The organism is Streptomyces sp. PA03-5A (assembly GCF_033792725.1).
Lineage (GTDB): Bacteria > Actinomycetota > Actinomycetes > Streptomycetales > Streptomycetaceae > Actinacidiphila.
Window position 1 is genome coordinate 185,104 of the sequence record NZ_JARAVL010000009.1, and the last position, 16,401, is coordinate 201,504.

Below are 16,401 nucleotides of genomic sequence, written 5' to 3' on the forward strand. Positions count from 1 at the left end.
GGCGGGTGTCACGCGTTGGGACGCTTGCCGTGGTTGGCGCCCTTCTTCTTCCGGGCGCGCCGCTTGTTGCCTCGCTTGGACATGATGCCCAACCCTCTCGTACAGGACATTTCGACCGCGGTCAGTCTATGACCGCCCCCGGCGTGCGGCACGTCAGCGACGCTCCGCGCGCGAACGCCTGGTCAGTCCGGGAAGTGCGCGCGCATGAAGGCGTTGCGGAAGACCCCTGAGGGGTCGAACCGGGCGGCGAGCTGCCGGAAGTCGTCGTAGCGCGGGTAGAGCTCGCGCAGGGCGGCGGGCGACGGGGTGAAGAGCTTGCCCCAGTGCGGGCGGGCGGAGAAGGGGCGCAGGGCTTCCTCGACGACCTGGACCGCCCGCGTCACCGCCGCGACGTCCGGGGTCCAGGTGAAGTGGAAGGCGACGCTGTCGCGTCCGTGGGCGGGGCTGAGCCAGAGGGAGTCGGCCGCCACGGTGCGGATCTCGCCGATCAACACTTCGGACGAGAACCGCTCCCGCACCCGCCACAGGGCCTCGAACGCCGCCACCGCGTCGCGCCGGTCGACGAAGAACTCCGACTGGATCTCCTCGCCGCTGCTCGGGGTGAACTCCAGGCGGAAGTGGGGCAACCGCTCGTACCAGGGGCCTGCCAGGCCCTGCTGCGGGGTGCAGTGCGTGCCGGGCATCCCCGGGATCGGGTGCCGTGGCCCGTCGGCCGCGGTGGCCCCGAACCACGTCTGCGGTACGGGCTCCGCCCCGTCGGCGTCGACCCGCTCCTTGAGCCACACCTGGTCGACGGCACGGTCCCGCCAGCGGGTGAAGACCGACACGCTGTACCCCGCCGACATCACCGTGTCGAAGTTCCCGAGGAACTCCTCCTTCGGCATGTCCTCGTAGACGGTCTGGCGCACGGCGAAGGACGGGACGAGGTCGAGGGTCAGCCCGGTCACGACGCCCAGGGCGCCCAGGGCGACGACGGAGCCGTCGAAGTCGGGATCGCCGCGACGGATCTCGGCGAGCCCGCCGTCGGCGGTGACCATGGTCAGCGCGCTGACCGCGCCGGCCAGGCTGCGCCGGCCGGTGCCGGAACCGTGCGTGCCGGTGGCGCACGCGCCGGCGACGGAGATGTGCGGCAGGGAGCCGAGGTTGTGCAGCGCCAGACCCGCCTCGTCGATCGTGCGGACGATCTCGCCGAAGCGCAGCCCCGAGGCGACCGTGGCGGTGCGGGCGATGCGGTCGACGTCGACCACGGCGGGCAGCCGCGAGGTCGAGACGTGCTCGCCGTCGGTGTCGGCGACGGTGCTGAAGGAGTGCCGGGTCCCGAGGGCGCGCACCCGTGGGGACCGGGCCACGATCTCCTGCAGCTCGGTGACGGACTCGGGGTGGTGGAGGCTTCGTGCGGTGAAGGCGACGTTGCCGCCCCAGTTGCTCTCCGCGGGCATCGCGGTCGTTCCTTCCTGTACGGCCCGGCTGGCGGCGGCCGCGCGGCGCGCGGCCTGCCGGATCAGTGGTTCGGGGCCTGCCGTTCCAGGATGATTCTCGCCGCTGGGGCCGGGGGCGCAGGACAGGGGTGTGTCGTGGCGCCGCGGGGGCCGGGCCCGCCCGCTCCTTCAAGTCTTGACGTGACCCCGTCACCCTGGCATGGTCTAGACCTAGCTGGGCTCAACGGGACGGCACAGCAGGGAAGTTCACGCCGCCCCGGACACGACGCACGCCGCGCCGCGCCCGTGCGTGACCCCCTCGGAAAGACCCGTGCCCGCCGTGCGGAGCACCCCCCGCCAAGCTCCCTCCCCCACGACCGCGGCCTCCGGCCGGGTAAGGAGCGACTCCCCCATGTCCACGTCCCTCGCCGGACGGCTCCCCGCAGGACGTACCGTCCTGGGCCCGTCCGCGGTGTTCGCCGTCCTCGCGGCGCTCCTGGCCACCTTGTTCGTCGCGACGCCGACCGCCCGCGCGGCGGACGGCCAGATCAGCGGCCTGGCGGGCAAGTGCGTCGACGTCGCCGCGGCCAACAGCGCCAACGGCACCGCCGTACAGCTCTACGACTGCAACGGGACCAACGCCCAGCGCTGGTCCAACCCCGGCGACGGCACGCTGCGCGCGCTCGGCAAGTGCCTCGACGTCGTCGACCGCGGCACCGCCGACGGGGCCGCGGTCCAGTTGTGGGACTGCGCGGGCAGTGCCAACCAGCAGTGGGTCGTCACCGCTGCGCGCGACATCGTCAACCCCGCCGCCAACAAGTGCCTGGACGTCCGGGAGAACAACTCCGCCAACGGCACCCGGCTGCAGATCTGGACCTGCACCGGCGGGGCGAACCAGAAGTGGAACGCCCCCGCGAGCGGCGGTGGCGGCACGAACCCGTCCGGATTCGTCGTCAGCGAGGCCCAGTTCAACCAGATGTTCCCGGGCCGCAACGGCTTCTACACCTACAGCGGCCTGGTCGCGGCCCTGAGCTCCTACCCGGGCTTCGCCAACTCCGGCAGCGACACCGTGAAGAGGCAGGAGGCCGCCGCCTTCCTCGCCAACGTCAGCCACGAGACGGGCGGCCTGGTGTACGTGGTCGAGCAGAACACGGCCAACTACCCGCACTACTGCGACTGGGGCCAGCCCTACGGCTGCCCGGCCGGCCAGGCCGCGTACTACGGCCGCGGTCCGATACAGCTCAGCTGGAACTTCAACTACAAGGCGGCCGGCGACGCCCTCGGCATCGACCTGCTGGGCAACCCCTGGCGCGTGGAGCAGGACGCGGCCGTGGCCTGGCGCACGGGCCTTTGGTACTGGAACACCCAGAGCGGCCCCGGCACCATGACCCCGCACAACGCCATGGTGAACCAGGCAGGCTTCGGCCAGACGATCCGCTCCATCAACGGGTCCCTGGAGTGCGACGGCCGCAACCCGGCGCAGGTGCAGAGCCGGGTGAGCAAGTACCAGCAGTTCACGGCGATCCTGGGCGTCAGCCAGGGTGCCAACCTCTACTGCTGAGCCTCCGCCGCGCGGGTGCGGCCCGGACGTCCGGGCCGCACCCGCGCGGTCATTCCGCGGTGCGGCGCAGCAGGGCGAGGTACATCGCGTCGGTGCCGTGCAGGTGGGGCCAGAGCTGGACGTCGGGGCCCTCGCCGAGGTCGTGGACCCCGGGCATGAGGGGGCGGGCGTCGACCCATTCGGCGGGGACGGCTCCCGGCTGGCCGAGGACGTCCTCCACGACGGCACGGGTCTCGGCCGGATGCGGGGAGCAGGTCGCGTAACCGACGACCCCGCCGACGCGTACCGCGCGCAGCGCGGACTCCAGCAGGCCGCGCTGCAGGGGCGCGAAGCCCGGGACGTCCTCGGCGCGCCGGCGCCAACGCGCCTCGGGGCGGCGGCGCAGGGCGCCGAGGCCGGTGCAGGGCACGTCGACCAGGACACGGTCGAAGGCGCCCGGGCGCCAGGCGGGCCGGGTGCCGTCGGCGACGATCACCTCGAACGGCCCGGGGTTGCCGGCCAGGGCGCGGGCCACCAGCCGGGCCCGGTGCAGCTGCTTCTCGGAGGCGACCAGGGCCGCACCGCGCTCGGCGGCGAGCGCGCCGAGCAGGGCCGCCTTGCCGCCGGGGCCGGCGCAGCCGTCCAGCCAGAGCCGGTCGGGGCCGTCGCCGAGCGGGGCCGCGGCCAGGGCGGCGGCGACGAGCTGGCTGCCCTCGTCCTGGACACCGGCGCGGCCCTCGCGCACCGCCTCGATGGCGGCGGGGTCGCCGCCCTCGGCGAGCCGGACCGCCCACGGGGACCAGCGGCCGGGGAGCGTGGCGTCCGCGGGAAGCGCGTCGGCGAGCTCCTGCGGGGTGGCGCGGCCGGGGCGCGCGACGAGGGTGACCTCGGGGCGCTCGTTGTCGGCCGCGAGCAGTTCCTCCATGCCCGCGCGGCCGCCGCCGAGGGCGTCCCACAGGGCCGAGACGATCCAGCGCGGGTGCGAGTGGACGACGGCGAGGTGGTCCTCGGGGTCCTCGTCGTAGGGCGGCGCCACCTCGTCCAGCCAGGCGTCGAGCTCCTGTGCGGCGATCCGGCGCAGCACCGCGTTGACGAACTTCGCGCGCCCGTCGCCGAGGACCACGCGGGCCAGCTCGACGGTGGCGGAGACGGCGGCGTGGCTGGGGATACGGGTGCCCAGCAGCTGGTGGGCGCCGAGCGACAGCACGTCCAGCACGGGCGGGTCGACCTCGCGCAGCGGCCGGTCGACGCACGCCGCGATCACGGCGTCGTACGTGCCCTGACGGCGCAGGGTGCCGTAGACGAGCTCGGTGGCGAGCGCCGCGTCGCGCCGGTCGAACTCCCGGCCCTTGCGTGCCGCCTCGGCCTCGGCCTCGCGCAGCAGCGAGGGCAGGACGAGGTTGGCGTAGGCGTCGCGCTCGTCGACCGCCCTCAGCGCCTCGAACGCCAGGATGCGCACGGGGTCGCGCTGGGGCTTGCGGTAGGGCCGGCCGCCTTGCGGGGGCCTGCCCTGGGTGCGGCCCTGACGGGCGGCGGGCTGCGGTCGGCGTCGTGACGGTTCGCTCACGTGGAAGGTGCTCCGGAAGTGTCGGTGGTACGGCGGGACGCGGTGCGCCCCGCTTCGAGCGTACGTGGCAGACGCGGTCAGGCGCCGAGCCGGTCGCCGGAGGGGACGCGGACGCCGCGCGCCCAGTCGGCGGCGGGCATCGGCTTCTTGCCCTGCGGACGCACCTCGCCGAGCTCCACGGCGTGGCTGCCGGTGCCCACGTACACGGCGCGCTTGGTGACCTCCAGCTCGCCGGGCGCCAGGTCGGTGCGCTCCGGCAGCAGGGAGACGGGGCCGACCTTGAGGCGCTCGCCACCGAACAGGGTCCAGGCACCGGGCGCCGGCGTGCAGCCCCGGACCAGCCGGTCCACCCGCAGCGCCGGGGCGTTCCAGTCGACCTGGGCGTCGTCGACGGTGATCTTGGGCGCCAGGCTGACGCCCTCGGCGGGCTGCGGCCGGGCGACCAGCGCGCCGTCCTCGATGCCGTCCATGGTGGCCGAGAGCAGTTTCGCACCGCTGTGCGAGAGCCGGGTGAGCAGGTCGCCACTGGTGTCGCGGGGCCGGACGTCCTCGGTGACGACGCCGTACACCGGCCCGGAGTCCAGGCCCTCCTCGATGAGGAAGGTCGCGGCCCCGGTGACCTCGTCGCCCGCCATGACGGCGTGCTGCACCGGGGCGGCGCCGCGCCAGGCGGGGAGCAGGGAGAAGTGCAGGTTGACCCAGCCGTGGGCGGGCACGTCGAGGGCGACGCGGGGCAGCAGCGCGCCGTAGGCCACGACCGGGCAGCAGTCGGGGGCGATCTCCCGGAGCCGGGCGAGGAAGTCCTCGTCGCGGGGCTTGGCGGGCTTGAGGACCTCGATGCCGGCCTCCTCCGCGCGCTGGGCCACCGGGCTGGCGACGAGCTTGCGGCCGCGCCCCGCGGTGGCGTCCGGCCGGGTGACGACGGCGACGACCTCGTGCCGGCCGGAGGCGATCAGGGCGTCGAGGGCGGGAACGGCGACCTCGGGGGTGCCGGCGAAGACGAGCCTCATGCGTGCGGGGTGCCTTTCTGCAGTGCGCGGCCCTACAGTGCGCGGCCGAAGGTGCTGTGCGGGGAGACGCGGACCTGGGGCGCGGGCTGACCGGCCCACTCGGCCTCGCGTATCGCCTTCATCGCGGCCTTGCGCTGCTCGCGGTCGAGGCGGTCGATGAAGATGATGCCGTCGAGGTGGTCGGTCTCGTGCTGGATGCAGCGGGCGAGCAGCTGGGTGCCCTCGATGGTCACCGGGTCGCCGTGCATGTTGAAGCCCCGGGCGACGACGCCGTGGGCCCGCTTGGTGTCGAAGCGCAGCCCGGGCAGGGACAGGCAGCCCTCGGGGCCGTCCTGCTCCTCCTCGCTCAGACTGAGGTCCGGGTTGACCAGATGGCCCAGCTCGCCGTCGACGTGGTAGGTGAACACCCGCAGCGAGACGCCGATCTGAGGAGCCGCCAGGCCTGCGCCGGGGGCGTCCTTCATGGTCTCCTCGAGGTCCTTGACGAGGGTGCGCAGCTCTTTGTCGAAGACGGTCACGGGCTGCGCCGTCATGCGCAGCACGGGGTCGCCGAAGAGGCGGATCGGCTGGATGGACACGCGGTGGCTCCGTGGTCGGACGGGGACAGGGCAACCGCCCCAGTCTATGGGCCGGTGGGGTGGGGGCGCGCACCCCTGCGCACGCCCCCCGAAGGGTGCGATGCGCCCCCGATGCGTGACTCCACGGGAGTCTGGCGCGTTGGTCAATGGAGTTTGACCCACAAGAGCCGGTTCGAGAGGCCAGTTGATGCCCGAACACGCAACTCATGACGCCCAGGCCAGGGCGAGCCTTCACCTGCTGGTGCGGGACATCGAGCGGGTCCGCCGACAGGTCGACGCGCTGCGCACCCTCACCACCCAGCTGGGCAACGTCTACCGTCCCCGCCGCGGCGGGCCGTCCGCGGGATTCGTGGTCTACGGCCGCGCCCCCGCTCCCACCGTCCGGCTCGCCCAGGAGCTGCGGGACAGCGTCGAGACCCTGGTGACCGCGGCCGTCGAGTTCGACCGCTCCCTGGGCTTCAGCTGGGACGCCGTCGGCTCCGCGCTGGGCGTCACCAAGCAGGCCGTCCACCGGCGGTACGGCAACCGGCGCTCGGCGCCGCCCGGAGCGGCCGTGGCGGAGGTGCACGGCGATCCCCCGGCCCCGGCGGTGCTGCCCTCCGTGCCCGCGGCCCGCGCGATGCCCGCGCACGCCGGCCCCGCCCCCCGCGACGAGGCCGTCCCCGGAGCGGTCCCCTCCCCGCGCACGGGCTGATCCGGCGGCTCCCCGGGCCCGCCCGCCCCGCCGCCCGCCACGCCGACAGGACGGCCGCCGGGGCGGGCGCGTACGGGCGCGTACGGGTACGGACGCACCGCGGTCAGGGCCGCCGGTGCTCCGCCGGCAGCCGGGCCGGATCCAGCTCCAGCTCCCCCACGGTCTGGCCACCGCTGGACTCCCCTGTGGGCCGGAAGCCGAGCCCCAGGTAGAAACGTTCCGGGCCGTCCTCGCCGGGATGCCAGGTGGTGGTGACCCGGGTGCCGCCCCGGCGCAGGATCTCCGCCGCCACGGACTCGACGGCGAACCTGCCGTAGCCACGGCCCTGTTCGCCCGCAGCGACGGCGAGGCGCCACAGACCGGAGCGGAGGTCGGTGCTGGTTCCGTCGGCCGCGAAGTCGATGTCGAAGAAGGCCATCAGGAAACCGACGATCCGGTCGCCGTCGACGATCAGCCGGGGCCAGGCCGTCTCCCCGTACGCGTACGCCTCCGCGAGGGACTTCACGACCGGCGCGACCAGGTGTTCCTGGCCGGGGCGGACCTTCAGGGCGATCGCGGCGCCGACGTTGTCGGGGGTGATCTTCTCCAGACGGAGCGTGCTGGTCATGCCCGGAACCCTAGGACGGTGCGTCAAGCGCATTTCCCCGGCCACAGCCACCCCGCGGCGCTCCCTCAGGACGGGGGCGCCACCCGGGCCGGGCCTCCGCGTACGGCCAACGCGGCCGCCAAGGCGGCGCCATCGCCGGCCGGAACAGCGTGCACTCCCCAGGCCCACGCGATGGGTGCCCCTCGAACAGCAGGACCGCCCGGCGCCGGTGATCGGCTCTCTCCGCCCGCACCCACCGCCGGGTCCCCACCCGGGTCCGGCCGGCAGCGGCTGATGCGAGCGCCCCCGCGGAGTGCAACGCCCGCCAGGGCGGCGCCACTACAGGGCGGCGGCACCCGCTCCACCCGGCCGCCTCACACAACCGGGGCTCACCCAGGTCATGCTCCCCGCGCGCGATCCGGGGCGGTCCGCGCGGACTCGACGCGACGCCATCGGCCGGAGACACCCCGCGGCACCGACCCGACGAGGACGCACTCTCCACCGGCCGACTCCCGCCACGGGCGCCACGCGGGGCGGGCTCCCCACGCGAACGGCGACGCGGCGCCGCCATCGCCGACGCCTTACGCGCCGCCCGGGGCGCTAGCCGATGTCGGGCGGGTCGATGCGGACCCGGACCGGGTCGGGCTCCTTGCGGGCGATGCGGGCGGTCTGCGCGGACTTCAGCGCGGCGGCCAGGGCGGAGCCCTTGCCCGGCGGCACGCGCAGCAGCACGCGCTCCCAGCGCTCTCCGGGTGGGGTGTCCCCGGAACGACGGGGCCGCGCGGGATCGGTGATCGGCAGCGGCACCGGGCCGAGCACGTCGGTGCCCTCCGGGAGCCGGACCGTGGCCAGCAGGTCGGCGACGGCGGCTGGACGGCCGCTGACGGCGGCCATCCGGGAGACCGGGGGGAAGCCCAGCTCGGCGCGTTCGGCCAGCTCGCGCACCGCGTGGCCGACCGGGTCCCAGCGGACGAGGGCCTGCACGGGACGCAGCGTGGGCTCCCCGATGACGACCACCGTGCCGCCCTCGCCGGCCGGGCGCACCAACGCCGCCGCGGCCGCCCAGCGGCGCAGGGTCTCCTCCCCCGCCCGCAGGTCCGGGCGGTTGAGCAGCGCCCAGCCGTCCAGCAGCAGCGCCGCGGCGTAGCCGCCCTCCGCGACCGGTTCGGCGCCCGGGGTCGAGATCACCAGCGAGGGCGTGCCCGGCACCGAGGCCAGTACGCCGTCCCGCCCGGAGGTCCGCACCGGCACCTTGGGGAAGGACCGGCCGAGCTCGTCGGCGGTGCGCCGGGCACCGACCACCTGCGCGCGCAGCCGGAAGCCGCCGCACTCCTTGCAGTGCCAGGCCGCCTCGGGCCGCCCGCACCAGCCGCAGTGCGGCGCGCTCTCCCCGTCGCCGAGCTGCAGCGGTCCCGCGCAGTGCGCGCACCGGGCGGGCTCGCGGCAGCGCTCGCAGGCCAGCCGCGGTACGTAGCCCCGCCGGGGCACCTGCACCAGCACCGGGCCGCGCTGCAGCGCGTCCCGGGTCACCTGCCACGCCACCGACGGCAGCCGCGCCGCGCGCGCCGCGGCGTCCCGCGCCTCGTCGCCCTCGCCGACGGTACGGACCAGGGGCGCGGCGGCCCGGACCCGCTCGCGCGGTGCGGTCAGCGGCAGCGCCCACTGGGTGTCGACCAACTGCGCGCCCTCCACGGTGCAGGTGAGGCCGCCGAGCAGGAAGCCCGCCCGCTCCTCCGCGGCCCGCAGCAGCAGGACGTCCCGGGCGTGCGGCTGCGGTGCGTGCTGCTCGGCGTGGCTGGAGTCGCCGTCGTCCCAGAGCACGGCCAGCCCCAGCTCCGCCACGGGCGCGAACATCGCGGCCCGGGTGCCGACGACGGCGCGTACGCTGCCCCGGCTCACCGCCAGCCAGCGGCGGTACCGCTCCTCCGGCCCGGCGTCGGCGGTCAGCAGCACATGGCGGCCCTCGCCGACGATCGCGGTCAGCGCCTCGTCGACGCGGGCGGCCGCGCGGCCGTCCGGTACGACGGCGAGCGCCCCGCGTCCCGAGGCGAGCGTCGCCGCCATGGCGCGGGCGATCTCCTCGGGCCAGTGGGGCCCGGGCAGCGCCGTCCACACCGCCCGCGGGGTGTCGCCGCGGGCCAGCGCCTGCAGGAACGCCGGCCCGGTCGGGTAGCGCCGCCACGGCCCGGGCTCGGGCGCGCCGGGAACGGGCAGTGGCTCCCGTACCGGCTCCGCCTCGACCTTGGCCCGGCGCGGTGGCACCGCGAGCTGCACGATGTCGGCGAGGGCGCCCGCGTAGCGGTCGGCGACGGCCCGGCACAGCCGCAGCAGCCCGGGGGTCAGCACCTCCTCGGGGGACAGGACCTGGGCGAGCGGGGCGAGGGGGCCGCGGTAGTCGCTCTCGGTGAGGCGGTCCACGATGAAGCCGTCGTGCAGCTCCCCGCCCTCGCGGCGGCCGCCCTTGCCCACGCGGCCGCCGAAGCGCACCCGGACGCGCACGCCGGGCCGCGCCTCGGCGTCCATCGCGGCGGGCACCGCGTAGTCGAAGTACTGGTCGAGGTGGAGCAGGCCCTTGTCGACCAGGACGCGGGCCACCGGCAGCCCCTCGGCCAGCGCCGCGCCCCGCCAGGTCCGCGGCTTGGCGCGGGGCTCCTTGGCCTTGCGCACGGTCTCCCGGATGAGGGCGAGCTGCTCTCCCCCGTGCGGCTCCGCCGCCGGGGACACCTGCCGGTCGTCCTCGCTGCTCACAGCCTCAGTGTTACCAGACGCGTCGGACACCGGACGCCGCCGGAGGTGTCCCCGCGCACGCCGACGGCCCCGGACCGCTGGGGTCCGGGGCCGTCGTCAGGCCGTGGGGCGGGCGCGCCCCCGACGGTAGGGCCTAGAAGCCGGCCGCCTGGCGCAGCGCCTCGACGCGGTCGGTGCGCTCCCAGGTGAAGTCCGGCAGCTCGCGGCCGAAGTGGCCGTACGCCGCGGTCTGGGAGTAGATCGGGCGCAGCAGGTCGAGGTCGCGGATGATCGCGGCCGGGCGGAGGTCGAAGACCTGGCCGATGGCCTGCTCGATCTTCTCGTGGTCCACGGTGTGGGTGCCGAAGGTCTCCACGAACAGGCCGACGGGCTCGGCCTTGCCGATCGCGTAGGCGACCTGGACCTCGCAGCGCGAGGCGAGGCCCGCGGCGACGACGTTCTTGGCGACCCAGCGCATGGCGTAGGCGGCGGAGCGGTCGACCTTGGACGGGTCCTTGCCGGAGAAGGCGCCGCCGCCGTGGCGGGCCATGCCGCCGTAGGTGTCGATGATGATCTTGCGGCCGGTGAGGCCGGCGTCGCCCATCGGGCCGCCGATCTCGAAGCGCCCGGTGGGGTTGACCAGCAGCCGGTACCCGTCGGTGTCGATCTTGATGCCGTCGTCGAGCAGCGCCTTCAGCTCCGGCTCCACGACGAACTCGCGGATGTCGGGCGCGAGCAGCGACTCGAGGTCGATGTCGCTGGCGTGCTGCGAGGAGACCACCACGGTGTCGAGGCGCACGGCCTTGTCGCCGTTGTACTCGATGGTGACCTGGGTCTTGCCGTCCGGGCGCAGGTAGGGGATGGTCCCGTTCTTGCGGACCTCGGACAGCCGCCGGGAGAGCCGGTGCGCCAGCGTGATCGGGAGCGGCATCAGCTCGGGGGTCTCGTCGCAGGCGTAGCCGAACATCAGGCCCTGGTCGCCCGCACCCTGCTTGTCGAGCTCGTCGTCATCGCCCTCGACCCGGCTCTCGTACGCCGTGTCGACGCCCTGCGCGATATCCGGGGACTGCGCACCGATGGAGACCGAGACACCGCAGGAGGCGCCGTCGAAGCCCTTCTTCGACGAGTCGTAGCCGATCTCGAGGATCTTGTTCCGCACCAGGGTCGCGATGTCCGCGTATCCCTTGGTGGTGACCTCTCCGGCGACGTGCACCAGACCGGTGGTGATCAGCGTCTCGACGGCGACGCGCGAGGAGGGGTCCTCCTTGAGCAGCGCGTCGAGGATCGTGTCGCTGATCTGGTCAGCGATCTTGTCGGGGTGACCCTCGGTCACGGACTCCGAGGTGAACAGGCGGCGGGACACATCGCTCCCTGGGGTTGCAGCGGCTGCTGGCTGATCATTGGCGGCTCGCGCAGGGCTGCGCCTGGCGGGCCATGGGTCAGTTTATCTGTCGACCATGCGCAGGGACACGGCATCTCGCACCTTGGATATGCCGTGACCTGCGACACTGTGCATCACCTCGGGACGGAACGCCAGTAGGGGACACGTACCGCCCCGAAGTGTCATCGAGGCAGGCGGGCGGCGACCAGGTCCCAGACCTGCTCGGCCAGCGCCTCCTTGGGCCCGTACGGCACGGCGGTCTCGCTGCCGTCGGCGCCGAGCACGACGGCCTCGTTCTCCTCGGAGCCGAAGGCCTTGTGGTCCCCCACCTCGTTGACGACCAGCAGGTCACAGCCCTTGCGGGCGAGCTTGGCGCGACCGTTGGCGAGGACGTCGTCGGTCTCGGCGGCGAAGCCGACGACGATCTGGGCGGGGTGCGGCCGTTCGGCTGAAAGCTCGGCGAGCACGTCGGGGTTGCGCACCAGTTCCACGGGTGCGGGCTCCTCGCCGTCCTTCTTCTTGATCTTGCCCTCGGCGTAGCGCGCCGGGCGGAAGTCGGCGACGGCGGCCGCCATCACGACCACGTCGGCGTCGGACGCGGCCTTCAGCACGGCCTCGCGCAGCTGCACCGCCGTGCCCACGCGCACCACGTCCGCCCCCGCCGGGTCGGCGAGGCCGGTGTTGGCTGAGACCAGGGTGACCCTGGCGCCCCGGGCCAGGGCCGTGCGGGCGAGCGCGTAACCCTGCTTGCCCGACGAGCGGTTGCCCAGGTAGCGGACGGGGTCGAGGGGCTCGCGGGTGCCGCCGGCGCTGATGACGACGTGGCGTCCGGCCAGGTCGGTCTCCAGCGCCCGGGGGCCGCGCAGCAGCACGCGGCGGCAGGCCTCGAAGATCTCGGCGGGCTCGGGCAGCCGGCCCTTGCCGGTGTCGACGCCGGTGAGGCGGCCGACCGCGGGCTCGAGGACGATGGAGCCGCGGCGGCGCAGCGTCGCCACGTTCTCCTGGGTGGCGGCGTGCTCCCACATCTCGGTGTGCATGGCGGGCACGAACACCACGGGACAGCGCGCGGTGAGCAGGGTGTTGGTGAGCAGGTCGTCGGCGAGCCCGTGGGCGGCCTTGGCGAGCACGTCGGCGGTGGCGGGGGCGACCACGACGAGGTCCGCGCCCTGTCCGATGCGCACGTGCGGCACCTCGTGGACGCTCTCCCACACCTCGGTCGAGACGGGGTTGCCCGACAGTGCCGACCAGGTGGCCTCTCCGACGAAGTGCAGCGCCGAGGCCGTGGGCACGACGCGCACGTCGTGGCCCGACTCGGTGAACCGGCGCAGCAGCTCGCACGCCTTGTAGGCGGCGATCCCGCCGCTCACACCCAGGACGACCTGTGGCTTCCCCATCGACCTCTCCCGCGCTGTGTTGGACCGTGGTGCGTACCACCCATGACACACCACGGGCCCGGCGGTCGTGCCGCCGGGCCCGTGGTGAAACACCTGGGCGCGGTTACTGAGCGGGGCCCTCGACGGCCTCGGAGGTCAGCAGACCCGCGTTGATCTCGCGCAGCGCGATCGACAGCGGCTTCTCGTGCACGTGGGTGTCCACGAGCGGACCGACGTACTCGAGCAGGCCCTCGCCGAGCTGCGAGTAGTAGGCGTTGATCTGACGGGCACGCTTGGCCGCGTAGATCACGAGGCTGTACTTCGAGTCGGTTGCCTCGAGCAGCTCGTCGATCGGCGGGTTGATGATGCCCTCGGGCGTGGTGATGGAAGAGGACACGCTCTACCTTCCGATTGGGTGCAAAAAGATCAGACTACAGCCATCAAGGCTAGCAGCTCGCGCGCGACGTCCTCGACGGAGGTGTTCACCAGGGTGGTGTCGAACTCCGGCTCGGCCGCCAGCTCGACCCGCGCGGCCTCCAGCCGGCGCTCGATGACCTCGGGAGCCTCGGTGCCCCGGCCGGTGAGCCGGCGGACCAGCTCGTCCCAGCTCGGAGGCGCGAGGAAGACCAGCTGCGCCTCGGGCATCGACTCCCGGACCTGGCGGGCGCCCTGCAGGTCGATCTCCAGCAGGACCGGCTCGCCGGCCTCCAGGCGCTCCAGCACCGCCTGGCGCGGTGTGCCGTACCGGTTCCCCGCGAACTCGGCCCACTCCAGCAGTTCGCCGTTGGCGACGAGCTTGTCGAACTCGTCGTTCTCGACGAAGTAGTAGTGCACCCCGTGCTCCTCACCGGGGCGGGGCTTGCGGGTGGTGGCCGAGACGGAGAGCCACACCTCGGGGTGGACTGTGCGCATATGAGCGACGACCGTGCTCTTGCCGACCCCCGAGGGGCCGGAGAGCACGGTCAGCCGCGGACGTTCACTCATGGAGCGATTATCCCGGTTCCCGGAGGGTGCTGGGAACGTCAGGCAGCGGGGCTGCCGAACTCGCGCTCCAGGGATGCGATCTGGTTGGAGCCGAGCCCACGGACCCGGCGGCTCTCGGAGATGCCGAGCCGCTCCATGATCTGCTTGGCGCGGACCTTGCCCACGCCGGGCAGGGACTCCAGGAGGGCGGAGACCTTCATCTTGCCGATGACGTCGTTCTCCTGGCCCTGCTTGATGACCTCGTGCAGCGAGGCGCCGGAGTGCTTGAGCCGATTCTTGACCTCGGCGCGCTCCCGGCGAGCCGCGGCGGCCTTCTCGAGCGCGGCAGCGCGCTGTTCAGGGGTAAGGGGCGGAAGAGCCACGCCTACGTCACCTCGGAAGTAGAACTGTCGGATACGGACCGGTGTGGAACCTAGTCGCCCCCCACCTGCAGGGGCAACGTGAAACGCGCAGCTTGCGCGCTCTCGACGGAGACTAGCGGCCCCAGCGGCGTCAGTCAGCGCAAACAAGAAGAAAAGTCCTGGTCAGCGTCAACCGACCAGGACTTTTCGGACAAATCTGCGCAGGTTTCCGGACGTCTTGACCGCTACTTGACGACTTCGGCGAGCTGTGCGGCCTCGCGTTCCGCCGCTTCGCGCAGTGCGGAGACCGACGGTCCGAGCTTCAGCACGCCGCGGCTGACGCTCGGCACGACGTTGCGCACGGCCTCCCCGAAGACCCGCGGAAGGTCGGCCGCCGTCGCGCCCTGGGCCCCGATGCCGGGGGCGAGCAGCGGTCCGTTCACGGCGAGGTCCACACCCGCCCGGTCGAGCGTCGCGCCGACGACCGCACCGACCGATCCGAGCGGCAGGTCGCCCTCGTTCTCCGCCGCGATGTGGTTCAGCATCACCTGCGCGAGGGACGCGCCGCTCGCCGTGGTTGACCGCTGCACCTCCGCGCCCTCCGGATTGGAGGTCAGGGCGAGCACGAAGACGCCGCTGCCGCTCGCCCGGGCGGCGTCCAGGGCGGGGCGCAGCGAGCCGAACCCCAGGTACGGGCTGACGGTGACCGCGTCCGAGAACAGCGACGAGGCGGGGTCGAGGTAGGTGGCCGCGTACGCGGCCATGGTGGAGCCGATGTCGCCGCGCTTGGCGTCCATCAGCACCAGGGCACCGGCCGCGCGGGCCTCGACGACGGCCGTCTCCAGGACGGCGATGCCGCGCGAGCCGAAGCGCTCGAAGAAGGCGCTCTGCGGCTTGAGGACGGCGACCCGGTCGGCCAGCGCCTCCACCACGGTGCGGGTGAAGCGCTCCAGTCCGGCGACGTCGTCCTGCAGGCCCCAGTCGGAGAGCAGGGAGGAGTGCGGGTCGATGCCGACGCAGAGCGGTCCACGGGTGTCCATGGCGCGGCGCAACCGGGCGCCGAAGGGCTCGGGGTTCATCGCGGGGTGGCTTCCTTCCGGGTCTCGGCGCCGACGGCGTCGGCGAGGGTGGCGTACGGGCTGGCCTGCAGCAGTCCGGCCAGGTCCCGGTGGATCGTGCGGCACCAGAAGGGGCCTCGGTAGACGAAGGCGCTGTAGCCCTGCACGAGGGTGGCGCCGGCCAGGATGCGCTGCCAGACGTCCTCCGCGCTCTCGACCCCGCCCACGCCGACGAGGGTGATGCGGTCGCCGACGCGGGCGTACAAGCGGCGCAGCACCTCCAGGGAGCGTTCCTTGAGCGGGGCGCCGGACAGTCCGCCGGTCTCCTTGACCAGTGAGGCGTCCGAGCGCAGGCCGAGGCCGTCGCGGGCGATGGTGGTGTTGGTGGCGATGATGCCGTCCAGGCCGAGCTCGAGGGCCAGGTCGGCGACGGCGTCCACGTCCTCGTCGGCGAGGTCCGGGGCGATCTTGACCAGCAGGGGGACGCGGCGATCGGTCACGGTGCGGTCGGCGGCCTCGCGGACGGCGCTGAGCAGCGGCCGGAGGTGGTCGACGGCCTGCAGGTTCCTCAGTCCGGGGGTGTTGGGCGAGGAGACGTTGACGACGAGGTAGTCCGCGTGCCGGGCGAGCCGCTCGGTGGAGGTGACGTAGTCGGCGACCGCCTCCTGCTCCGGGACGACCTTGGTCTTGCCGATGTTGACGCCGACCGTGGTCGGGAAGACCGCCCTGCGGGCGGCCAGGCGCGCGGCGACGGCGGCGGAGCCCTCGTTGTTGAAGCCCATGCGGTTGATCAGGGCGCGGTCGGCGACCAGGCGGAACAGCCGCTGCCTGGGGTTGCCCGGCTGCGGCTGGGCGGTGACGGTGCCGATCTCGACGTGGTCGAAGCCGAGCATGGTGAGCCCGTCGATGCCGACGGCGTTCTTGTCGAAGCCGGCCGCCAGCCCGAAGGGGCCGTGCATCCGGCGGCCCAGCGCCTCGGTGCGCAGTGCGGGGTGTCGCGGCGCGAGCAGGGCGGCGGCCAAGGTGCGCACACCGGGGATCCGGGCGGCGAGCCGGATCCAACCGAAGGCGAGGTGGTGGGCCTGTTCGGGGTCGAGGCGCTTGAAGAACAGGTTGAACAGCAGGGAGTACATGCGAAGCCTTC

16 protein-coding genes are annotated in these 16,401 nt (G+C 73.8%); 2 read left to right on the forward strand and 14 right to left on the reverse strand.

The genetic code is table 11. The features are described 5' to 3' along the window. Positions 1-8: 8 nt before the first annotated feature. Together PV410_RS13805 and PV410_RS13810 are read right to left on the reverse strand one after the other, a co-directional pair. A complete protein-coding gene (locus PV410_RS13805; protein WP_373297613.1) occupies positions 9-83 on the reverse strand; it encodes a 50S ribosomal protein bL37 in 75 nt (24 codons plus the stop codon). A 99-nt stretch (positions 84-182) separates the two neighbouring features. Continuing rightward, the gene (locus PV410_RS13810; protein WP_500324399.1) at positions 183-1,439 is read right to left on the reverse strand and encodes a D-arabinono-1,4-lactone oxidase; all 1,257 of its coding nucleotides are present in this window, start codon (positions 1,437-1,439) and stop codon (positions 183-185) included. Between the two features lie 391 nt (positions 1,440-1,830). Between PV410_RS13810 and PV410_RS13815 the strand changes: the two genes are divergently transcribed. Then, positions 1,831-2,979, forward strand: a complete 1,149-nt coding sequence (locus PV410_RS13815; RefSeq protein WP_500324400.1) for a glycoside hydrolase family 19 protein — start codon at positions 1,831-1,833, stop codon at positions 2,977-2,979. Between the two features lie 49 nt (positions 2,980-3,028). On the opposite strand, the gene PV410_RS13820 is transcribed toward PV410_RS13815, so the two are convergent. The 3 genes from PV410_RS13820 to def form a co-directional block, all read right to left on the reverse strand. Next, a complete protein-coding gene (locus tag PV410_RS13820; RefSeq protein ID WP_500324401.1) occupies positions 3,029-4,525 on the reverse strand; it encodes an RsmB/NOP family class I SAM-dependent RNA methyltransferase in 1,497 nt (498 codons plus the stop codon). Positions 4,526-4,602: 77 nt separating this feature from the next. Then, positions 4,603-5,535: a methionyl-tRNA formyltransferase gene (fmt, locus tag PV410_RS13825; protein ID WP_500324402.1), complete on the reverse strand. Its 933-nt coding sequence runs from the start codon at positions 5,533-5,535 to the stop codon at positions 4,603-4,605. 32 nt (positions 5,536-5,567) lie between these two features. Then, a complete protein-coding gene (gene def, locus PV410_RS13830) occupies positions 5,568-6,113 on the reverse strand; it encodes a peptide deformylase (RefSeq protein WP_500324403.1) in 546 nt (181 codons plus the stop codon). Between the two features lie 187 nt (positions 6,114-6,300). On the opposite strand from def, the gene PV410_RS13835 reads away from it, so the two are divergent. Beyond that, complete coding sequence (locus PV410_RS13835) at positions 6,301-6,807, forward strand: hypothetical protein (RefSeq protein ID WP_500324404.1); 507 nt, start codon at positions 6,301-6,303, stop codon at positions 6,805-6,807. Positions 6,808-6,910: 103 nt separating this feature from the next. Here PV410_RS13835 and PV410_RS13840 read toward each other — a convergent pair whose 3' ends face one another. The 9 genes from PV410_RS13840 to PV410_RS13880 form a co-directional block, all read right to left on the reverse strand. Further along, positions 6,911-7,414: a GNAT family N-acetyltransferase gene (locus PV410_RS13840; RefSeq protein ID WP_500324405.1), complete on the reverse strand. Its 504-nt coding sequence runs from the start codon at positions 7,412-7,414 to the stop codon at positions 6,911-6,913. 579 nt (positions 7,415-7,993) lie between these two features. Further along, positions 7,994-10,141 carry a primosomal protein N' gene (locus tag PV410_RS13845; RefSeq protein WP_500324406.1) on the reverse strand — a complete coding sequence of 716 codons (2,148 nt, stop codon included), beginning with the start codon at positions 10,139-10,141 and terminating at the stop codon, positions 7,994-7,996. Between the two features lie 133 nt (positions 10,142-10,274). Next, entirely contained in the window at positions 10,275-11,483 is a 1,209-nt protein-coding gene (gene metK / locus PV410_RS13850) for a methionine adenosyltransferase (protein ID WP_500324407.1), read from the reverse strand. Positions 11,484-11,683: 200 nt separating this feature from the next. Further along, positions 11,684-12,895 (reverse strand): bifunctional phosphopantothenoylcysteine decarboxylase/phosphopantothenate--cysteine ligase CoaBC, encoded by a 1,212-nt coding sequence (gene coaBC / locus PV410_RS13855; protein ID WP_500324408.1) that lies wholly within the window; start codon positions 12,893-12,895, stop codon positions 11,684-11,686. 103 nt (positions 12,896-12,998) lie between these two features. Further along, positions 12,999-13,271 carry a DNA-directed RNA polymerase subunit omega gene (rpoZ, locus tag PV410_RS13860; protein WP_030610454.1) on the reverse strand — a complete coding sequence of 91 codons (273 nt, stop codon included), beginning with the start codon at positions 13,269-13,271 and terminating at the stop codon, positions 12,999-13,001. Positions 13,272-13,300: 29 nt separating this feature from the next. After that, the gene (gmk, locus tag PV410_RS13865; protein ID WP_499510764.1) at positions 13,301-13,858 is read right to left on the reverse strand and encodes a guanylate kinase; all 558 of its coding nucleotides are present in this window, start codon (positions 13,856-13,858) and stop codon (positions 13,301-13,303) included. A 38-nt stretch (positions 13,859-13,896) separates the two neighbouring features. Continuing rightward, positions 13,897-14,220: an integration host factor gene (locus PV410_RS13870; protein ID WP_018564176.1), complete on the reverse strand. Its 324-nt coding sequence runs from the start codon at positions 14,218-14,220 to the stop codon at positions 13,897-13,899. Between the two features lie 224 nt (positions 14,221-14,444). Beyond that, positions 14,445-15,278: an orotidine-5'-phosphate decarboxylase gene (pyrF, locus tag PV410_RS13875; protein WP_500324409.1), complete on the reverse strand. Its 834-nt coding sequence runs from the start codon at positions 15,276-15,278 to the stop codon at positions 14,445-14,447. Next, positions 15,275-16,390 (reverse strand): quinone-dependent dihydroorotate dehydrogenase, encoded by a 1,116-nt coding sequence (locus PV410_RS13880; protein ID WP_500324410.1) that lies wholly within the window; start codon positions 16,388-16,390, stop codon positions 15,275-15,277. Before PV410_RS13880 ends, pyrF begins: the two co-directional genes overlap by 4 nt. Positions 16,391-16,401: the final 11 nt, after the last annotated feature.